General features: G+C 62.0%; 21 protein-coding genes. 9 read left to right on the top strand and 12 right to left on the bottom strand.

The features are described from left to right. Positions 1-91: 91 nt before the first annotated feature. The gene (locus tag AC6I97_RS00750) at positions 92-424 is read right to left on the bottom strand and encodes a hypothetical protein (RefSeq protein ID WP_497943802.1); all 333 of its coding nucleotides are present in this window, start codon (positions 422-424) and stop codon (positions 92-94) included. 270 nt (positions 425-694) lie between these two features. Here AC6I97_RS00750 and AC6I97_RS00745 point away from each other — a divergent pair, with 270 nt between their 5' ends. The 3 genes from AC6I97_RS00745 to AC6I97_RS00735 all read left to right on the top strand — a co-directional run bounded on the left by AC6I97_RS00745 (position 695) and on the right by AC6I97_RS00735 (position 3,433). After that, positions 695-1,489, top strand: coding sequence for a GAF and ANTAR domain-containing protein (locus tag AC6I97_RS00745; protein WP_224166079.1), 795 nt, complete (start codon positions 695-697; stop codon positions 1,487-1,489). Positions 1,490-1,790: 301 nt separating this feature from the next. Further along, positions 1,791-2,249, top strand: a complete 459-nt coding sequence (locus tag AC6I97_RS00740; RefSeq protein WP_224094801.1) for a hypothetical protein — start codon at positions 1,791-1,793, stop codon at positions 2,247-2,249. Positions 2,250-2,287: 38 nt separating this feature from the next. After that, entirely contained in the window at positions 2,288-3,433 is a 1,146-nt protein-coding gene (locus tag AC6I97_RS00735) for a glutamate--cysteine ligase 2 (protein ID WP_497943801.1), read from the top strand. Positions 3,434-3,562: 129 nt separating this feature from the next. On the opposite strand, the gene AC6I97_RS00730 is transcribed toward AC6I97_RS00735, so the two are convergent. Both AC6I97_RS00730 and AC6I97_RS00725 read right to left on the bottom strand, forming a co-directional pair. Then, on the bottom strand, positions 3,563-3,964 hold the full coding sequence (locus AC6I97_RS00730; protein WP_216922497.1) for a VOC family protein: 402 nt from the start codon (positions 3,962-3,964) through the stop codon (positions 3,563-3,565). Positions 3,965-3,974: 10 nt separating this feature from the next. After that, positions 3,975-4,424 carry a helix-turn-helix transcriptional regulator gene (locus AC6I97_RS00725; protein WP_497943800.1) on the bottom strand — a complete coding sequence of 150 codons (450 nt, stop codon included), beginning with the start codon at positions 4,422-4,424 and terminating at the stop codon, positions 3,975-3,977. A 25-nt stretch (positions 4,425-4,449) separates the two neighbouring features. Between AC6I97_RS00725 and AC6I97_RS00720 the strand changes: the two genes are divergently transcribed. From AC6I97_RS00720 to AC6I97_RS00705, 4 genes are all read left to right on the top strand, one after another. Beyond that, positions 4,450-5,073: an alpha/beta hydrolase gene (locus tag AC6I97_RS00720; protein WP_497943799.1), complete on the top strand. Its 624-nt coding sequence runs from the start codon at positions 4,450-4,452 to the stop codon at positions 5,071-5,073. 312 nt (positions 5,074-5,385) lie between these two features. Then, entirely contained in the window at positions 5,386-6,387 is a 1,002-nt protein-coding gene (locus tag AC6I97_RS00715; protein WP_497943798.1) for a LacI family DNA-binding transcriptional regulator, read from the top strand. A gap of 8 nt (positions 6,388-6,395) precedes the next feature. Then, entirely contained in the window at positions 6,396-7,127 is a 732-nt protein-coding gene (locus tag AC6I97_RS00710; RefSeq protein ID WP_497943797.1) for an HAD family hydrolase, read from the top strand. 29 nt (positions 7,128-7,156) lie between these two features. After that, positions 7,157-9,520 (top strand): glycoside hydrolase family 65 protein, encoded by a 2,364-nt coding sequence (locus AC6I97_RS00705; RefSeq protein WP_497943796.1) that lies wholly within the window; start codon positions 7,157-7,159, stop codon positions 9,518-9,520. Positions 9,521-9,591: 71 nt separating this feature from the next. Here AC6I97_RS00705 and AC6I97_RS00700 read toward each other — a convergent pair whose 3' ends face one another. Continuing rightward, positions 9,592-9,792 carry a YegP family protein gene (locus AC6I97_RS00700; protein WP_442016350.1) on the bottom strand — a complete coding sequence of 67 codons (201 nt, stop codon included), beginning with the start codon at positions 9,790-9,792 and terminating at the stop codon, positions 9,592-9,594. Next, positions 9,792-10,169 carry a hypothetical protein gene (locus AC6I97_RS00695; protein WP_497943795.1) on the bottom strand — a complete coding sequence of 126 codons (378 nt, stop codon included), beginning with the start codon at positions 10,167-10,169 and terminating at the stop codon, positions 9,792-9,794. The genes AC6I97_RS00700 and AC6I97_RS00695 overlap by 1 nt, the downstream gene beginning before the upstream one ends. Positions 10,170-10,355: 186 nt before the next feature. Here AC6I97_RS00695 and AC6I97_RS00690 point away from each other — a divergent pair, with 186 nt between their 5' ends. Beyond that, on the top strand, positions 10,356-10,691 hold the full coding sequence (locus tag AC6I97_RS00690; RefSeq protein ID WP_497943794.1) for a hypothetical protein: 336 nt from the start codon (positions 10,356-10,358) through the stop codon (positions 10,689-10,691). A gap of 75 nt (positions 10,692-10,766) precedes the next feature. Here AC6I97_RS00690 and AC6I97_RS00685 read toward each other — a convergent pair whose 3' ends face one another. Next, entirely contained in the window at positions 10,767-12,281 is a 1,515-nt protein-coding gene (locus tag AC6I97_RS00685; protein WP_497943793.1) for an HNH endonuclease, read from the bottom strand. 175 nt (positions 12,282-12,456) lie between these two features. Between AC6I97_RS00685 and AC6I97_RS00680 the strand changes: the two genes are divergently transcribed. Beyond that, complete coding sequence (locus AC6I97_RS00680; protein ID WP_497943792.1) at positions 12,457-12,999, top strand: MarR family winged helix-turn-helix transcriptional regulator; 543 nt, start codon at positions 12,457-12,459, stop codon at positions 12,997-12,999. Here AC6I97_RS00680 and AC6I97_RS00675 read toward each other — a convergent pair. From AC6I97_RS00675 to idi, 6 genes are read right to left on the bottom strand one after another with little or no spacing between them, the layout of a single operon-like run. Further along, positions 12,994-14,193, bottom strand: a complete 1,200-nt coding sequence (locus AC6I97_RS00675) for a prenyltransferase (RefSeq protein WP_497943791.1) — start codon at positions 14,191-14,193, stop codon at positions 12,994-12,996. The two genes, AC6I97_RS00680 and AC6I97_RS00675, sit on opposite strands and share 6 nt — an antisense overlap. Next, on the bottom strand, positions 14,190-14,594 hold the full coding sequence (locus AC6I97_RS00670) for a lycopene cyclase domain-containing protein (protein WP_497943790.1): 405 nt from the start codon (positions 14,592-14,594) through the stop codon (positions 14,190-14,192). The genes AC6I97_RS00675 and AC6I97_RS00670 overlap by 4 nt, the downstream gene beginning before the upstream one ends. Continuing rightward, positions 14,594-16,261 (bottom strand): phytoene desaturase family protein, encoded by a 1,668-nt coding sequence (crtI, locus tag AC6I97_RS00665; protein WP_497943789.1) that lies wholly within the window; start codon positions 16,259-16,261, stop codon positions 14,594-14,596. The genes AC6I97_RS00670 and crtI overlap by 1 nt, the downstream gene beginning before the upstream one ends. 14 nt (positions 16,262-16,275) lie before the next feature. Next, entirely contained in the window at positions 16,276-17,178 is a 903-nt protein-coding gene (locus tag AC6I97_RS00660) for a phytoene/squalene synthase family protein (protein WP_497943788.1), read from the bottom strand. Continuing rightward, positions 17,175-18,326, bottom strand: a complete 1,152-nt coding sequence (locus tag AC6I97_RS00655; RefSeq protein ID WP_497943787.1) for a polyprenyl synthetase family protein — start codon at positions 18,324-18,326, stop codon at positions 17,175-17,177. The genes AC6I97_RS00660 and AC6I97_RS00655 overlap by 4 nt, the downstream gene beginning before the upstream one ends. Further along, positions 18,323-18,871, bottom strand: coding sequence for an isopentenyl-diphosphate Delta-isomerase (gene idi, locus AC6I97_RS00650; RefSeq protein ID WP_497943786.1), 549 nt, complete (start codon positions 18,869-18,871; stop codon positions 18,323-18,325). The genes AC6I97_RS00655 and idi overlap by 4 nt, the downstream gene beginning before the upstream one ends. Between the last annotated feature and the right edge of the window lie 97 nt (positions 18,872-18,968).

The raw sequence follows: 18,968 nt of genomic DNA, 5'->3' as shown, positions 1-18,968 counted from the left end.
GTCCTTCTTTGAATCGGTCTGCATGTTTTCCCTTCCTGTTCCTCTACCTCTGTTAAAACTGGTTTCGTTGCTAGGGGCGTGATTACCGCATCTAGTCCGGGATTTCCATGCGGAAGCCGCACGGGCAGCGGAGGATGCGGGTATTGATGATGACCTCGTACATGCGTAGTTGGCCCCCACGCTTCAGGACAAGCGGGGCCTGGATCCGCCGTAGCTCGCAACTACTGGTCCTCATGGGTTCCCCACAATGCAAGTACTGGCCCCCGAACTGCAGTACTCCCTGGGAAACCCCGGGGCGGTTCAGGACGACGGCCACTCTTTGTACCGTGGCGGTCTGGTCGTAGGAGTAATTGCAGGCGCGGCATTCGTAGGCCACATCTACTGTGTTGGGGGAGGGAGGATAGTGCGATTGGATCGAATCCACCACCAAATGTTGGTCAGTATTGCAGTGTGTACACCATAGGGGGTCGTCTGGTTGGTGGGCTTCGTCGGGAACTCTTGACTCGGGCTGGGCCGACATGGGATTTACCTCTGCATTGTTAATGCGGGGTGCCCGTCTGCATGAGCTGTAAAGCCTGTCCGGCAATGCGGACTCTAGCTAGATTGTGCACATAGGTGCACGGCAGATGCAAGGATTCTGGAGCTTGTTCTTCCGGGAGTGACGAGTTGGCTCCGGACGATCGTAAACTGAATCATGGACGAAATGCACGTTGATTTTGCGGTGCCGGACGATGTCCCAGCGCCGCCGGATACTGTCCCATCGCTTGACGATGTTTCGGTGCCTGAACAACTTCAGGACTTGGTGATCGACAGCGATGATGTAGCAGGATTCCTGCATGATCTTGCCGTCTTCTCCGCGGCCTCCGTCTCCGAAGCCGTAGGCCTGGACGTCCTGTGCGGCATCACTTTGAGCAGGCGACGCCGCACTGCAACCGTGGCCGGAAGTACCCATGAAGCGAGGCTGATCGATGAAGTTCAGCAAGCTTACGGCGATGGCCCCTGCCTGGAGGCCATGCGCACCCATGCCACGGTGCATGTGCCCGATACCTCCAAGGAGGAAAGGTGGTCCGAGTACTGTACTGTCATCGCGGAACGGGGGCACCTGTCGGCCCTTTGCGTCCCGCTGGAGTTGGATGAGGGGGCTACGGCAGCCCTGAACTTCTTCGCCCCGAAGGCCAATGTCTACGACGACGAGACAATCCGGAATTGTGAGTTGTACGCCAGCCAGGCCGAGCGTTCATTGAGGTTGGCCGTGAGGATCGGCGTCAAGCAGCAGCATGCCGAGGATCTTCAGGCGGCAATGCAGTCCAGGACAGTGATCGACTTGGCCTGCGGCATCATTATGGGCCAAAACCGCTGTAGCCAGGATGAGGCCTTCAGGATCCTCACCAAGGCTTCCAACGGTCGCAACCAAAAACTCAGGGACGTGGCTGAGCAGCTCATCAAGGCTGTGGCGGCCGAAGCTCCCGTAGCGCACTTTGAGCCCTAAGGGCCGTCGCCGGAGTTTTCATCCCCACCGTTAGGACCTGTGACGGACCTTGCACACTTGTGACGCCCGCCACTGATGAACTACATTCATAGGTGGGTTAAGCAGATAGCCCTTGGAGACTCATGACCTGAAGCCATCCAAGATGGTCCAAGAACTGCACCTTAAGCTGTGGCCACAATCGGCCGGCTCGCCGCGTGCATCCATGCAGGCCTCCTCGAGGAGCAATCAGCTTCTCCCGACGCGATTCAATATGTTGTCGGAACCCACCTCGCGGTGGATACGTGCATAAAGGAGAATGGCAATGACGCTTGGATCCCCTATTCCCGCCCCTAAACCCATGGTTGGGGCGAAACCCGCAACTTTTGACACCGCCACACGGCCTTGGTGCACTGTTTGCAATACTGATTCGTACATTTTTGTTGAGACCGTCGTAGAAGCAGAACCGAACCAATCCGAAATCGTTGAAGTCAGCTATACCTGCAGTGAGTGCGATACGTTTTACGCCCACCCCGTGCCCCTGGTTGAACTAGTACCGGAGATCCAAGCCGAATTCCTGTCTACGTCCGCATCCGGCCTGTGGTTCAGCTGCACGCATTGCGGCGAGCCCATGACGTTGGGACGCCCCTCGGAGAGCATCATCGAGCCACCCCGTAGCACCGACGACCCGGACGGCCCGAGCCTGTTCGAGGTCTATCTGCAAACGCAGGTGCTCCATTGCCGCTGCGGTTTCCAGATGGAGGTTCCGCGCCACGTGGGATAACCACGGCATCTAATTTCGTTACTGCGGGGAGGGTAGCTATGCGTACGTTTGGCGTCGAGGAAGAGTTGCTGATCGCAGATCCCGTTGACGGGATGCCGCTTCCGCTTGCTGCCGGCATTCTGGACATAGCTGCCCAACCCCACATGAACGCGGCAACTTATCCGGAAGCCGGGGATTCCCTCAAGTCCGAGTTCAAACAGGAACAGATTGAGGTGAATTCCCGGCCTTGCCGGACAGCAGCGGAGCTTCGCGACGAGATCCGCCTTGGCCGGGCATTGGCCGACTCGGCTGCACGGACCTTGGGCGCCAGGGTGGCAGCCTTGGCCACACCCCCCGAATTCCATGCGACGCCCACCCTGGGCAATCAACGCTACGCAACCATGGGCACCGAGTTCGGCCTTATTTCGCGCGAGCAGCTAACCTGCGGATTCCACGTCCACGTGGCGATCGAATCGCCGGATGAAGGCGTGGGCGTCCTGGACAGGATGCGCCAATGGCTGCCTGTGCTCCTTGCATTGAGTGCCAATTCTCCGTTTTGGATGGGCTCCGACACAGGCTTTGCCAGTTACCGGACCCAAATTTGGAACAGGTGGCCCACGGCCGGGCCAATGGATGTCTTCGGTTCGGCAGAAGGCTACCGCGGGGTGCTCGCGAACCTCCTGGGCACAGGCGTCCCCTTGGACGAGGGCATGATCTACTTCGATGCCCGCCTTTCCAGAGGCCATCCCACTGTTGAACTCCGGATCGCCGACGTCTGCCTGTACGCCGAGGACGCACTCACCATCGCGGTGATTGCCCGGGCTTTGGTGGAGACTGCGGCGACACAATGGCGGAAGGGGGAGCCGCCGTCGGACGCTTTGACCAGCCTGTTGCGCATGGCCAACTGGCGGTCCAGCCGCTTTGGCATCAACGATCAACTGATACACCCGACGGACCACCGGCCCTATCCTGCTGCGGATGTAGCGGGGGCCTTGTTGAGGCACGTACGCGGGGCGCTGACTAGATCCGGGGACCTGGCACTCGCCCGGTCCGGCGTGGCGAAGATCCTGCGCCGCGGCACGGGTGAACGTCTTCAACGTCAGGCTTACAACCGGCGGCTCAGGCTCTCCGATGTCGTTTCCGCCGCCATCGCCTCGACGCACGAGTACGGCGAACGCTCAAGCGCGGGCCTGTTGAGCCACTGATTGGTGGCTGCGGAACCGGGAAAAGCACCCCACATTCCGCGGAAAGTACGACGACCTGCGGAAAGCACGACGGCGGCAGGCCCGGTAAGTGCGCCGGGTACCCGCCGTCGTCGTACTGATACTGGGGCGTTAGCCCTGGTTGATGCGGATCATGTTCCCGGATGGATCGCGGAAGGCGCAGTCGCGGGGACCCCAAGGCTGCACAATCGGCTCCTGGAGCACTTCGGCACCCGACGCGCGCAGCTTTTCAAACGTCGCGTCGAGATCGTCCGTGTTGAAGACGAGCATGGGCATGACGCCTTTGGTGAGCAGCTCCTGGATGGCGTCGCCATCAGCCTGGGAGCGGCCGGCGTGCGGAGGGGAAAGAACGAGTTCGAGGTCCGGCTGCGCATCGCTGCCCAGGGTGACCCAGCGCTGGCCGTCCGAGCCGACGTCGTTCCGGACTTCCAGGCCGAGGGCGTCGCGGTAGAAGGCGAGCGACTCATCGACATCGTTGACGGTGACGTGTGCATACTTCAATGAAATGTTCATGTCTCACACGCTATTGCAGCTGTGAGACGGGCGCTTCTTCAATCCTGCTCAGGTTCTTATTGCCGTTTCTTTCAGGGCGCGTTTGCTGCTTCGCGATGCAGGTGGGCATCGCCTTCACTGCATGGTGCTCGCGCGAGCGGTATTCGCTGGGCGTTACGCCGACGATCTCCGTGAAGCGTGAACTGAAGGAGCCCAGGGATGTACAGCCCACCTCCATGCAAGCATCGGTGACGCTGGTTCCGGCCCGCAGCAGGGCCATGGCACGTTCGATGCGCCGGGTCATGAGGTAGTTGTAGGGAGATTCACCGTACGCGGCCTTGAACTGGCGGGAGAAATGCGCGGGGGACATGAGGGCGCCGGCCGCCATGGTGGGCACATCCAAGGGTCGCGCGTACTCGCGATCGATGAAATCGCGAGCGCGCCGCAGATGGGCCAGGTTGGCCAGTTCCTGCGGTGTCATGCGGCCAGTCTACTAGGCTCGTTCCATGGATTCAGTGGTCTGGTCGAAGCCCGAAAACCAGCGTGGGGGCACCCCGTTGCTGGTGATGATGCATGGCTACGGCACCAGCGAGCAGCGCATGGTGGACCTGTTTCCGTTTCTTCCCGCGGAATTCACTTGTGCGGCCCTTCGCGGCCCGAAGGAAATTGGCGACCACTACGGTTGGTTCCTCCTGGACTACTTCCTGACTAACGACTTCGCCGACGTCATCACTTCAACCAACTCCGTTTTCAACTGGATCAACACCGTGAAAGAGAACCACAGCAGCGTTAGCCTGCTCGGCTACTCGCAGGGAATGGCCATGGCCAGCACGCTCCTGCGGCTGCGGCCCCACGCTTTCAAGGCAACGGTTGGCCTGTCTGGGTTCGTCCTGGACAACGACCTCCTGGCGCTCAGCGAATCCTTCGATTCGCCGCCGCCGTTCTTTTGGGGCCGCGACAAGGCGGACCCGGTGATCAATGAAGACGCCATCGCCCACACCGACGAGTGGCTGCACGCGAACGTGGCTTTGACGGCGCGTACCTACCCGGGGATGGGGCACAGGATCGAGCCTGCGGAGCTGGTGGATGTCAGCGCGTTCCTTCGGTACTACGTTTTGAACGGGCACTGAGGGTTTTGAACGGTCACTGAGGGTTTTGAACGGGCACGGACGGTCTTGAACGGGCACGGAAGGCGAACGGGAGCTTAGGCGCAGGCTCTGGATTAGACGGCATTAGCCCCTCAGAATCAACCTTTCCGTGAGATTCGCGTCACAAATTCGCATTCGACCACACAGTATTGAATGACAAAATTGTAAGCGCTTACACTTTTGGCTTGCGGCCGCCCCAATGTGGGAGCTCTCCCCGGGTGCAGTGCCGCTATCCCAACGTGTAATCGAGTATGGAAAGGGTTGAGGCCGTGTTGCATGGTTAGGACTCACAGGGTGACAATCCAGGACGTCGCAGTCCTCTCCGGATTGTCCATTTGTACGGTGTCCAGGGCTCTGAGGAATCTCCCCAACGTTTCCGAAAAGGCCCAACGGCAAGTGGCGGAAGCCGCAAACAAGCTGGGCTACAAAGCCTCGGCAGCAGCATCCAGACTGGCGGGTGGCAGGACGGGTTCCGTGGCCATCATCGCCCCCACCGCTACAGCCTGGTTCTTCGCGCAGGCGGTGGAAGCGGCAGAAGAGGTCTTCGGCGACAGCGGCTACGACACCGTCCTGATCAGCCTTCGGAACAAGACCAGCGTGCGTAAGCAGGTCTTCGGCGATCTTGAACGGTTGGCGCAAAGGGTGGACGGGCTGCTCCTGCTCAATGTTGACCTCGACCCCGGGGAAGTGGAAGCCTTGGAGGCTTCCGGGCTGCCAGTCGCCAGCGTGGGCATGCGGAATGTTCCGTGGGACAATGTTGGTATCGATGACGAGCACGCAGCTTGGCAGGCCACCCAACACCTGCTGGGGCTGGGCCATTGGGACTTGGCCGTTCTCTCGAGCAATGATCACTCCGTTGTGACTGAGACCCCACGGTTCCACGGCTTCAGGCGTGCACTGGATGAACACCACCTCACCGTCCACCCGGACCTTGTGGTGGCTGCCGGGCCAAGCATCGACGACGGCCGCCGGGCAATGACCGAACTCATCACCCGCGGCGCACGGCCCACTGGAGTGTTCGCCCATTGTGACGAAGCAGCGTTCGGCGCGCTGATGGCCTTGCGGGAGCATGGCCTGTCCGTGCCCAAGAACGTTTCCGTGATCGGAATCGATGACCACCCCATGAGCTGGTTCCTTGGACTGAGCACTGTGGCGCAACCCGTTGCCGACCAAGGTGCCTTCGCCGCGAACCTGCTGTGCGAACGACTTTTGAATACAGATCCCCCCAACCCACCCTCCAACCACCTGCTCGATACCAAGCTCATCGAACGCAAAACCACGCGCCACAAGCGCTGAACGGAACTATGCACATGACTGATCTTCGTAATGCCTGGACTGGTGCTTCGGCGCTCTTGTTCGACCTCGACGGCGTGCTGACGCCCACTGCCGTGGTACACGAGCAAGCCTGGCAGGAGCTGTTCGACTCCTACCTCGCCGATGCCGGGCACCCGCAGGGATACCAGGAAAGCGACTACTTCGATCACATCGACGGCAAGCCACGCTTCGACGGCGTCCGGGACTTCCTGACCTCGCGCGGCATCACGCTGCCGGAAGGTCCGCTGGACGACGCCCCCACGAACGAAACCGTGCAGGGCCTGGGAAACCGCAAGAACGCAATCTTCAACGAGATCGTGGACACCCGCGGCGTCGAGCCCTTCCCCGGCTCGGTCAAGTTCATCAACGCCGCGCTTGAGCTGGGACTCAAGGTCGCCGTCGTGTCCTCTTCGAGGAACGCCCCCGCCGTACTGAAGGCTGCTGGACTTGACCACCACTTCACGGTGGTCGTCGATGGCCAGGTGGCCGCCGCCGTCGGACTTCCGGGCAAGCCTGACCCGGCCACGTTCACCTACGCTGCGTCCCTGCTGGACGTCCCCACCCAGGAATGCATCGTGGTGGAAGACGCCGTTTCCGGCGTGCAGGCCGGCAGTGCCGGCAACTTCCAGGCCGTCATCGGCGTGGACCGCGGCGCTGGCCGCCAAACACTGCTCGACGCCGGCGCCACGCTTGTGGTCGACGACCTCATCGATCTTCTCTGACCCTACTTTTCGAAGGACCTCTTTAGCCCATGGCACTCATCAGCTCTGATCGGCTGCGCTTTCCCTGCGAGCCTTGGAAGCTCGTGGAAAGTATCCACGTCCCCGGTGACGAGGGAACCCTGGAAACGCTGTTCGCCCTTGGCAACGGCCACCTTGGCGTCCGTGGCGCCCATTCCACGCGTGGCGACGGCGAACTTCCCGGCACGTTCATCAACGGCTTCCACGAAATCTGGGACATCAAGCATGCCGAGAATGCGTACGGCTTTGCGCGTACGGGCCAGCGGATTGTGTACGTCCCGGACGCCAACAATTTCACGGTATCAATCGATGGCGAGGCCCTGAGCCTGGCAGAATCCACGGTGCTGGACTATCACCGAAGTGTGGATTTCTCCACAGGCGTCTATGAGGAAACCACCACGTGGGCTTGCCGCTCCGGCGCTACGGTCACCACGGTGGAACGCCGCGCCGTCGGGTTCGATTCGCGCGGATGTCTTGGCCTGGAACTGACCGTCAGCGCTGACCGCGACGTGTCCGCGGACATCGTTTCCGGCGTCGTAAACCGCCAGGACCAGCCTGTGGAGGACCACTCGGTCCATGACCCCAGGCGATCCGGCCGGCACGCCGGCCGTGTCCTGTTGCCGCTGCACCTCCAGGGCGCCGATGGCTCCTTGCGCCTGGCATGGGAGACCTCCGAATCCCGCCAGCGCATCGCGATGGCCGTGGATCACTGGATCTCCGCGGAAGGCCAGCCCTTCGAGACTGTCGTGGCCGAGGACGAATCGTCTGTCCGCTACGTCCTGGCCATCAACAGCGGTGAAGCGTTCCGTCTGGAGAAAACGGTCAGCTACGTCGTGGCCGGGCGCACCCTGACGGACGATGACGACGGTGGCGAGAGCCTGACGGCGGACGCCGAGGCAAACCTGGTGCCGTTCTCCGAAATCCTCGCGCAGAGCCAGGCCCACTACAGCCAGTACTGGACAACCGCGGACGTGGCAATCGGCGGCCAGCCCGAACTCCAGCAGGCCGTGCGGTGGGCGCTCTTCCAGCTGGCCCAGGCAACAGCCCGCGCCGGGGTCGCCGGCATTCCCGCGAAGGGCGTAAGTGGCTCCGGCTACGAGGGCCACTACTTCTGGGACCAGGAGGTCTACCTGCTCCCTTATCTGACGTACACCAATCCAGACGGTGCCCGGAAAGTGCTCGAATCACGGCACGCCATGCTTCCGGACGCGCGTGTCCGCGCCAAGGAACTCAGCGTGGACGGAGCCCTGTTCCCGTGGCGCACCATCAATGGCCTGGAAGCGAGTGCCTACTACGCCGCCGGAACAGCCCAATTCCACATCGCAGCGGCCATCGCGTTTGCCGCCAACCGCTACGAGTGGGCCAGCGGCGACGCCAGCTTCCGCGCCGACATCGGTGCCGACCTGCTCATTGAGACGGCGCGCATGTGGGTCTCCCTGGGCTTCTTCGGCAAGGATGGCCTCTTCCACATCCACGGCGTCACCGGGCCCGATGAATACACCGCAGTGGTCAACGACAACCTCTATACCAACGTCATGGCACGGTTTAACCTCCGAGCTGCCGCTGCCTTGGAACACGAGGGCATTGCTGACACGGAACGCTTGGTGTGGCGCCAAGCTGCCGAGCGCATGTCCCTCCCTTACGATCCTCACTTGGAGGTCTTCAGCCAGGACAACGACTTCATGACCTTGGAGCCTTGGGATTGGAATACGCCCAAGTCCAAGTACCCTCTCCTGCTGAACTTCCACCCGTTGGTGATCTACCGGCACCAGGTCCTTAAGCAGGCCGATACCGTCCTAGCCATGTTCCTCCAGTGGCAGGACTTCTCAGCCGAGGAAAAGCAGCGTGCCTTCGACTTCTACGATCCCATCACCACCGGCGACTCCACCCTGTCCGCCTGCGTGCAGGGCATCATGGCTGCCGAAGTTGGGTATGGCGACGTCGCACTGAAGCATTTCACCGAAGCGTTGTTCATTGACCTGGACAACTCACACGGCAACACGATCGATGGCGTCCACATCGCGTCCACCGGCGGAATTTGGAGCTCGTTGGTCTGTGGTTTCGCCGGAATGCGTGACCAGGGCGAGGTGCTGCGCTTCGATCCGCGGCTGCCCGTGGAGTGGGACGGCCTCTCCTTCCGGCTCAAGGTGCGTGGTCGCTTGCTGTCTGTGGAACTCATTCAGGGATCCATCGCGCTGGCGCTCGTTACCGGCTCGGGCTACAGCGATGAACCACTGCTGATTCGGGTTCGGGATCACGACGTCACCGTCAGCGCGGACACCATTACGGTGCCGCTGGAGACTGTACCCGTCCCGCCGCCGTCGATCTTTCCCAGCGTCTTCCCGACGGCAGGACTGCCAATCGTTCGGGCATAGGCCGGCACGGCTCTTTGGGTCGGTTGCAGTATTAGCGGTTGTTCCCCCGCGGGAGCAACCGCTAATGCGGCTCAGTGAGGCGAGGGAAACGTCGATGTGTGGTCCTCGATGAGGCCACTCGCTGCGATTTCCCTCAGCGTGTAAATAGCCTTGGCTGCTGCGCCTTTGTCCCTATAAGTGACGGTTAGCGCGAGTTCGATCCCGTCGTCATCGACGAGGCGTACCCTGCAGTCGCCGCCAGTGGCGTCAACGACTTCGAAATGCCCCGCCATTAAGCGGCACCCGGCTGCATTGCCTCTGCCGTATCTGTTTCGGCCCCCTGCGTGTTGGCCCCTTGCTGATGACCAAATGCGCGACGCCGATCCAACTCGTTGTTGATGAGCTCCAGAAGCGCTTGGGCCGGCTCGGACAAATGATGGGTATCGGCCGAGCCCAGCTGGTCGCAATGGATGAGGACGTGGCGGATGCGCTCAAGCTCGCGGGATGGAACCAAAGGCCAACGGTGGAACAGTTGCCGTACGGCTATCGCCCCGAGGAGGGCGTCGGGTTTGTTGGGCGCGACATGGTGCCCTGCTGCTCTTCTTCGAGCGACAGCAGCCGCGACTCCATGTGCGAGGAGGATCTCGGATTTGAGGGAATTGGGGGCCATGCGGACCTCCCGAAATAGTGCGAGGGAAGCCGGCTGCGTGACTTTCAATCAAGCTTACAGAATGTGAGTTATGTCATGTCAATCATTACGTTATCTGTGAAAGGGGCAGGATGGGTTCGGGCGTTGGTGCGGGCAGCCAGGCCATCCCCAGCCTGCACTCCGGTTGGGATTGTTAGGCTGGAACGCATGAATCGCCGCCTTGCAACATTGTCCGCCGTGCCCCTCTTCCTCCTCCTCGCCGGCTGCGGCTCCGTGCAGGAAGCAGCCGGGAATGCTGCCAGCGATGCAGCCTCGAAGGTAGCAACTGCTGCTGCCGAGGAGGTCAACAAACAAATTTGTGCTGTGGTCCAGGACGGTTTGGTGAGTGTTGAGGACAAGCAGGTACTCAGTGGGCTGGTCACTGCTGCCCGCACCGCCGGTGTTCCGGCTGAAATCACGACTCCGCTGAACCAGATTGCTGAGGCTGGCGACGACGTCCCGGCTGAGTCGGTCCAGGCATTGAAGGAAGCTTGTTCGGCATAGCCCCTGTTCGACATAGTCCTGGTTCTTCATAGCCCTGGTTCGACATGGTCCTCGTACCCGGCATCCGCTCCGGTGTCAGTTCCAACTGATGCGGTGCAGCACGTCGTTTTCCAGCCGCATCCCAGCCATGGAGAAGTGGGAGGCTGGCGAAGCTGGTGACCATGACGCTGTTTCGGGCGCCTCTGCCTGCACGGGTGAAGTAGGCGCCGGTGAAGTGGGTGCCGATGAAGGCGGTGTTGGTGAAATTGCCGGAAAGCGCGTGTGGCCTGGCAGTGGTGGGGCTTTGGATTGGTAGGTGTGGCCGGTGGGGGTGCTGATTTCGAGGTGATGTCGGCTGCCGGGGATTGTTTTGGCGTTCCGGCCGGGGTTTTCTTTGGTGTGGTTGCAGGCTTCGCAGAGCCCGGCGCCGTTTTCCAGGCTGGTGGGTCCGCCGTTGTGCCAGGGGATGATGTGGTCGATGTGGCGTATGGGCGCGTCGCAGTAGGGTGTGCGGCAGGTGTCGTCCCGGGTTTGGATGAAGCGTCTCATCCCGGGTGGGAAGAGCCGGGCTTTGGAGTCCATGGCCAGCAGTTCGCCGCTGGCGGGGGCTGTGTAGAGCCGGCGGAGGTAGACGTTGAATGCCTTATCTTCCGTGGACTCCGGGCTCCCCTCGGATTGTGCTCCGGTGAGGAGGGTTCTGGCCCATCCGGCGGGGACGGTTCCGTAGCCTTGGAGCCGTGCTGGTTCGGTGTCGGCTTGGAAGAGGGTGCGGTCGGTCATGACGAGCTGGATATTGATGGCGCTGATGCCGCCGGGGGTGCCGGTGAGGCGTTGGACGAGGGTGTCGGCCATGACTTGTCCTCGGGTGCGGGTGTCTCCGCCGGCGCGTGCTGATTCGGCGGCCCGGGTGAGGGCGGTGTAGGCGGCGACGCCTTGGGCTGCCGGGAGCAGGGCGGTGAGGATGGTCATGGTGTCCGGGGCTGGGCGGAGGCTGATGTGTCGTTCGGACGCGGCCCGGGCCGCGCGTTGGGTGATGGTGCGCGGGTCGCGGCGGTAGGCGGCGGCTCGTGCGGCGGCGGTGATGGTCCGGTCGCCGGCGCCGTTGAAGGTTCCGGTGTCGGGGGCGAGTTCCTGATCTACGGCGGCGCGGTCTTCGATGGAGAGGCAGGCTGTTTCCTTCACGAGCAGGGTGGCCCGCCATTCGTTCAGTTGTCCGGTTTCCAGGGCGGCCATGGTTCGGGGCATCTCGGACACGAGGGCCTTGGCGAGTCCGAGGAGGCGGGAACCGCGGTTGGGTGATTCCCGCCGCGCCAGGGCGATCTGCGCGCCAACCCCCTGACCGAGGTCCGGGGAGGGGACGCCGCTGGCGGTTTGTTCGCGGCGCTGGGCCAGGTCAAACGCGACCGCTGTCCGCGCCTGCAACGCCGCGATCGCTGATTTCGCGTCTTCCAGGCCCCGAATCTGATCGATCAACTCGTTGCTGTCCGCGCTGACCCGGAAAGAACCCAACACGGACAGCAGCTCCTGAACCCCAGAGCCACCAGGCACAGGCAATGAAACAGGCACGGCGGAAACCGCCTTAGCTGCTTGGCTCGCCCCGTTCCGCTCCATACCCATACTTTGACACCACTCCTTTTCGTTAGGGACAGCCCAACATTCCTATGTGGAAAACCCTCGAAATCTTGTTCAGGATCCTCCGAATCATGCTTCCCTGTGTTCATCCAGCGCAGTGAATTAGGATCAGATGCTAGGGAAACAAGCTTCACGCTTATCGAAGGATCATGGGATGGACGCAAACGGCCACGCTAAGGGCTATTGGTACGGCAAGGACCCTGGGCAGAAAGCCCTTGCCGTTGATGTCCTGAATGCCCTCCGGGATTATCGTGTCTCGGAACAGGCCATGCGCAGGCGGACCCGTTCGGCCATGGGCATGGGTGAAAAGGACCTCCTGGCCTTGCGGTACCTTTTCGAAGCGGAAGCGGCGGGCAAGGTGATGAAACCCAAGGACCTGGGCGATCGCTTGGGCATAACGTCAGCGTCAATGACCACACTGATTGATCGTTTGGTGGAATCCGGACACATCCGGCGGGAATCGCATCCGTCGGATCGTCGGGCCTTGATTCTGCGGCCTACAGCCGGTTCGGACCAGGAAGTCCGGCACACACTGGGCGGAATGCATCGCCGGATTTTGGACGTCGCAAGCGCGCTGAGCCCGGAAGAAGCACGCGTGGTGATGGACTTTCTTGAGCACATGCGCCAGGCCGTGGACACGATCGACGAAGACCCAACTGATGAACAACCCAAGGGCCCGGAATCTACCGCTTCATGACGTCAGGTTCCACTGCAGGATCAGTATCAGCGTGACCAGGAAACCCGATCCGTAGTTGAGCCAGATGAAACGGCGCCATGCAGTGTTGGTGCGTGCCGCCGTCGTATCCGTGACGTTCCACCAGGGAGCGCAATTGGCGATATATGGGACGGCGATTGCTGCTGCGAGCGGCCCGGGCCACGGCGTGGCCAGCATGGCGAGACCCGCAACAAGCCAGAGTACGACGGCGAGCCGCACCGTTCGCCGGGCACCGAAGACTGTCGCTATGGAGGCGATATTTGCCTGCCGGTCCGGTTCGATGTCCTGGACGGCTCCAAACGCGTGAGCCGCCATGCCCCACAAGAAGAATGCGGCGAGCAGGATCATCAGTCCCGGCGTCATCTCGGCACCCGCCAACGTCAGAGCCACGACGGCGGGACTCACGAAGTGCGTACTCGACGTCAGTGAGTCCAGGACAGGACGTTCCTTGAAACGTAGTCCCGCCACGGAATAGGCGACCACAGCGAAGGCGCTCACAGCGATGCCCAGCCAAGTAGCGGGGCCACCCGCAACCGCCAGCACCACAAGGAATGGCACATTGGTGATGGCGGCGAGCCATAGCATTGGCCGGTGCAGCCTCGGTTGAAGCAGGGCGCCTTCAATGCCGCCTTTTCGAGGGTTTTGCAGGTCCGAGGCGTAGTCGAACACATCGTTGATCCCGTACATCGCCAGGTTGTAGGGGATGAGGAAATACAGCGTGCCGACCACCAGTACCCAGTTGACCTCTCGGGTAGCCAGGAACATGGCTGCAGCGAACGGATATGCCGTGTTGATCCAACTAATGGGCCGTGACGCGAGCAGGGCTTGGGGGATGAGACCTTTGGGGTTCCTGCGCTGTGCCGCCTCCCGCCCCCGCGTCAACCAAACCCAGAGCCCGGGAAGAACCAGCACGCCCGCCAAAGGGTAGGCGAAGTCCTCTACCGGCGCCAGCCCGATCGTCAGGCCCAGAATGTGTGATGCGTCGTAGTGGAAGAGCTCCATCCCGATCATCACGGAGTCGAATACAGCCGTCAGCACCGCCAGGGCCCCGAAGGCAAGGCCAGCCGCCGTCCAATGCTGCCTGGCTTCGCGGGAGTTGGCGCCCTTCCGGACACAAACCACGCCCACAATGACCGCTGCCGCAACGAACACGAGCGAGAGCCACAGGTAAGTCATAGGTTCTTCTTCTCAAGTCGCCGATCCTCAAGTCGCCGATCCTCAAGACACCGACTCTCAAGCCGCCGGTCGCCCTCATGAGGCAGCATGGAGCGGGCAAGCATCTTCCGCGCTCCTGTATAAAGCACCATCGTGCACAGCACCAGGAACAGCAGGAAGACAGGCTCTTCAAGGGGCAATTGCGGTCCGAGCATCACCCCGGTTGCGATTGCGCCCTCACCCCGCAGGAAGATTCCCAAACCGATTCCGGCCAGGTCCCAGCCGAGCAGGAACAAAACCCCGACGGCGGTCACGATCGCCGCAGCTCTGGCGTCGCGCCAGAAGAACAGTCGGAACCGGTGGTCCAGCAGCAGCATGCACAGAGTGCCGATCAGCAGCACAGCAAGATAGACGATTCCCATCAGGGCAACCTGCCGGCGGTACGCTTCATGCGGTTGGGGTCGATAACGGTGGGCCCGGGGCTGTTGTCACCGCGAATCCTTTTCAGCACCAGTTCCGCACTGATGAGGCACATGGGCACGCCTACGCCTGGTGCGGTGGTGGCACCGGCGTAGAACAGCCCCGTCACCCGCTTGGAAGTATTCTGGGCACGGAACATTGCGCTCTGTGCCAGGGTGTGTGCCGGGCCGAGCATGCCTCCGCGCCAGGAGTTGTAGTCGCGGGAGAAATCTCCGGGTCCGATGGTCTGCCGGACCACGATCCGTTCACGGAGATCAGGAATGTTGGCCCATTCCGAGATCTGGTCGATGGCGGCGTCGGCAGTCCTCTCGATAAGGGAGTCACCTGCGCCGTCCGGCCCGCCTGATCCGATCCCGGGGTCCGCAGGTATGGGGATCAGCACAAAGAGGTTCTCGTGCTCCGGCGGGGCAACGCCTGGGTCTGTGGCGCTGGGTTTGCAAACATAGATGGAAGCGGGATCCGGGATGCTGGGCTGATTGCCGAAGATCGACTCGAAGTTCGCTTGCCAGTCCCTGGTGAAGAACAAGGAATGGTGCGGGAGTCCGGGCAACCGCCCCTTCACACCGAGCATCACCAGCACGGCACCAGGACCGCTGGTTCGGCGCTGCCACCACGTGGCCGGATAACTCTGGTCCTCAGCGGCCAACAGGGCGGTTTCCGTATGGTGCAGATCCGCACCGGAAACGACGATGTCGGCAACGCTGAAATGCTCACTGCCGTGCTTCTCCCGCCACCGGACGCCGGTCACCTCGCGTTTGGTGGTTCCAGGCAATCGACGACGGCGGCCCAAGCCGCCCAGATGCCCCTTGCCTCCGGCCCGGGCTGCTTCGCGGGTGGTGATCTGGACGACCTCCGCGCCGGTCTGGATGCGTACGCCGGCTTCACGTGCCAACGCTTCGAGACGCTCCACGAGCTGTGTGAAGCCGCCCATGGGGTACTGGACGCCGTCGCCAAGATCCAGAGCGCTCATCAAGTGGTACATGGCCGGCGCCTCAGCCGGATTGGTGCCCAGGAAGACGGCCGGGTAACCCAGGACCTGACGCAGCACAGGATGGTGAAAACGCTGGGAGACAAACTTTTCCAGCGGAGTGAGCAGGAGGCGGGCCAGCTCCGGCAGGGCGCTCAGGATCTCGGGCTGCAGGAGTGATTGCAGCTTGGTGAAGGGGTTATAGAGGAAGAAGCGTTCAGCCATGTCCGAGGTGTGCTTTGCCGAAGCCAGGTAGGCTGCGAGGCGCTGTGCGCTCCCTGGTTCAACCCGCTCGAACGTCCGCATGACGTGTTCACTGCCCAGTGGGATAGTGAGCGGATCCTGCCGCCCGTCGTCGTGCTTTGGTTCGGTGAAGACCCGGTAGGCGGGATTGAGTGTTTGAAGATCGAGCTGTTCCGCTGTGCTGGTTCCCAGCAGGCCGAAAAAGTGGTCAAAGACGCCAGGCATCAAGTACCACGACGGTCCGGTGTCGAAGCGAAAACCGTTCCGCTCCAACGTTCCGGCTCGCCCTCCCACGTGGTCGAGCCGCTCCAGAAGTTGCACCTCATGCCCTTCCCGCGCCAGGAGCGCAGCGGTGGCAAGCCCAGCAATGCCACCGCCTATCACGACTGTCCGGGTCATTCGCGCGCGCATCATCATCGGTGCTCCAGCCAGGTTGCTGCGACTGCCCGGGCCGCGAGTCCTGCCTTGAAAACGTCAGGGACACGCACACGGGACCGGTAGAGCTCGTCAATGTTTGTCTGTTCTATGCGGCGCGTCAGGGCAGCAAACAACGCCAGGGCACTTCTCACTGCGGCCCGGGCGTCATGCGGAAGAAGGGGAATGACGGCGTTGGCATCGTCCAACTGGGCGCGGATCGTCTTCACCCATTCCAGACGATCCCGGTCCTCAAGATGGTCTGCCACACCCAGATAGTTGCGGCCCAGCCGGGCCGTGTCATCGGAGAGGTCGCGCAGGAAGTTGATGTTCTGGAAAGCAGCGCCCAACCTGCTGGCGCCATACCGCAAAGCCGCGGCATCGCCGTCGTCGATGTTCTCCCCGCGCATGAAGACGCGAAGGCACATCAGCCCAACCACCTCGGCGGAACCGTACACGTACCCCTGATGAGCCCCGGCATCAAAGCGGAGAGGAACGGCGCGCGTTGGCGTGCGCTCGCCGAGGTCCGTGCGCATTGAGGCGAAAAAGGGGTCTATCAGGGACTCATCTATCCCCGCAGCCCGTGCCGTCTGGGCGAAGGCGTGGATGATGAGATCGCTGCTGTAGCCGATGTGGAGCGCCCGGTGGGTTTCATCGATGAAGTGGTCCAAGGCGTCGTTCTGCTGTTGGTGACTCAGGCCGGCTTCGGCAGTGACGCCGTCAACGAGTTCATCGGCCACACGCACCAAAGCGTAGATGTTGCGAACATGCTGGCGGTGGCGGGGTCCAAGGATCCGGGTTGCGAGCCCGAATGAGGTGGAGTAGGCAGCAATGACCTGGTTTGCGGCGCGTTCGGCCGTCCGTGTGAAATGCCCAAAGGACGTGTCGACATCGATGCTCATGATTGCCGTCCTTCCAGTTGTGCGGCTAGATCGATCAAGACGTTGCGTGCGGTTTCGGGAATGTTTGCGGCATGACCTCGTAAAATTTCGTGGAAGTGTGCCAGTTGCTCCCGGATCAGGCCTTGAACGAAAGCCTCGGCCCCGCAGTCGCTGAGCTGCCGGCGTACGTGCTCCGCCTCCGGCCGGCTAAGTTCGGACCGACCAAACCATGGCTCAATCGCCGGCCAGGCGCTGGTCATCCGCGCATAAGCAATGATGGCTGTTTGTTTGCCTTCACGGAGATCGGAAAAGGGATCCTTGCCGTGCTGGCGCGGATCCCCGAAGGTGGACAGAAAGTCGTCCTGGAGTTGGAAGGCCAGCCCAAGATGCCGGCCCGCCGTGGCGAGGACCGATTCCATGGAAGCATCAGCGCCAGCCAAAGCGGCGGCCGCACGAAGCGGAAGTTCGAAGGTGTAGGTGGCGGTCTTGTATCCGCACATCATGAGGATTGTCTCGAGTTCGGGGGCGATGACGCCGTCGCCCAGGCCAACATCGAGTTGCTCTCCGGCCACCGTCTCGTTGATTGTGTGTTCCAGGAGATCGAGGAGCCGGAGACGCAGAGGGTGGGGCAGGTCCGCCCTTGCGAAGGCCTGATGGGTGGCGGCCAACAACAGATCGCCCATCAGGATTCCGCCCGTGCGGGCCCAATGGAGTATTGCCTGTTCTCCGGGCTGGCTATCGGCGCGGGGTAGTCCGGCTTCCGCGAGCGGGAGGCCGGCTTCCGTCAGGAGGGACCCGATCAGGTTTGGCCTGCCGCGGCGGACGAGGTCGCCGTCGATCACGTCATCATGCAGGAGGAAGGCGTAATGAAGGAGCTCGACGGCGGCCGCGATGCTGATGGCGGTCTGCCGGTCTGGATGATGATCAGAGCGCATCCGGGGCTCTTGCAGGGCGTCGTACATTTCCATCAGGAGCAGCGGGCGGACGAATTTCCCGCCGAGCACGTTCTCGCCGGCAATGGCCCAAAGACGGGCAAAACGGGGACCATACGGGGCCGCTGCAAGGGCTCTGACGGACATGAGTCCACCCAGTTCGTCCTCGATGGCGGAGCAAAGATCGGTTCTGCTGCGATCGGTTTTGATGCGCGTGGCACCGGACGTGACAGTCATGCTTGTGCTCCGAGCGCCAGAGCCTGGGCTTCGACGAGCTGGGGAAATTGCAGTGCCAGCCATGGGCTGAAGGCAGCAGGAGTCCTGTCCAAGGCTTCTGCAAGGAGTCCCGGCGACATCCAGGCGTAGTCAGACACTTCCAGCGGATTTGGCCGGAGCGACCCCAGGACCCGGGCCACGTAGACAGGGCAAAGCTCATTCTCGACGATGCCCGAGGGGTCCACGGCGCGGTAACGGAAGTCAGGGAGAACCAACTCTATCCGCCTCACGTCCACTCCCAGTTCATAGTGCGCGCGACGGAGAACAGCGTCCTCGGGGTCCTCGCCGGGAGCCGGATGCCCGCAAAAGCTGTTGGTCCACACCCCTGGCCACGTCTTCTTCTCGGGGGAGCGGCGCGTAAGGAGGAGCTCGCCGAGGTCATTGAGCAAGTAGCAGGAAAAGGCAAGATGCAGTGGAGTTTCCTGGGTGTGGACTGCTGCTTTGGAGGTTTCGCCGATGGGCCTGCCGGCGTCGTCGAGAAGGACGACCATTTCCGTCGCGTTCATCTTTGCCCTTCCTCCGGCCCCTTGAACGTGGAGATCACTCCATTATTGCTAGACAAGCTAGCTAGAAGGCTACCATGTATGCAGTTAGGTGTAACAT

Source organism: Arthrobacter sp. TmtSoilC48 (genome assembly GCF_059739425.1).
Note: the sequence above shows the minus strand (reverse complement) of the source record. Positions and strands in the feature narration are given on the sequence as shown.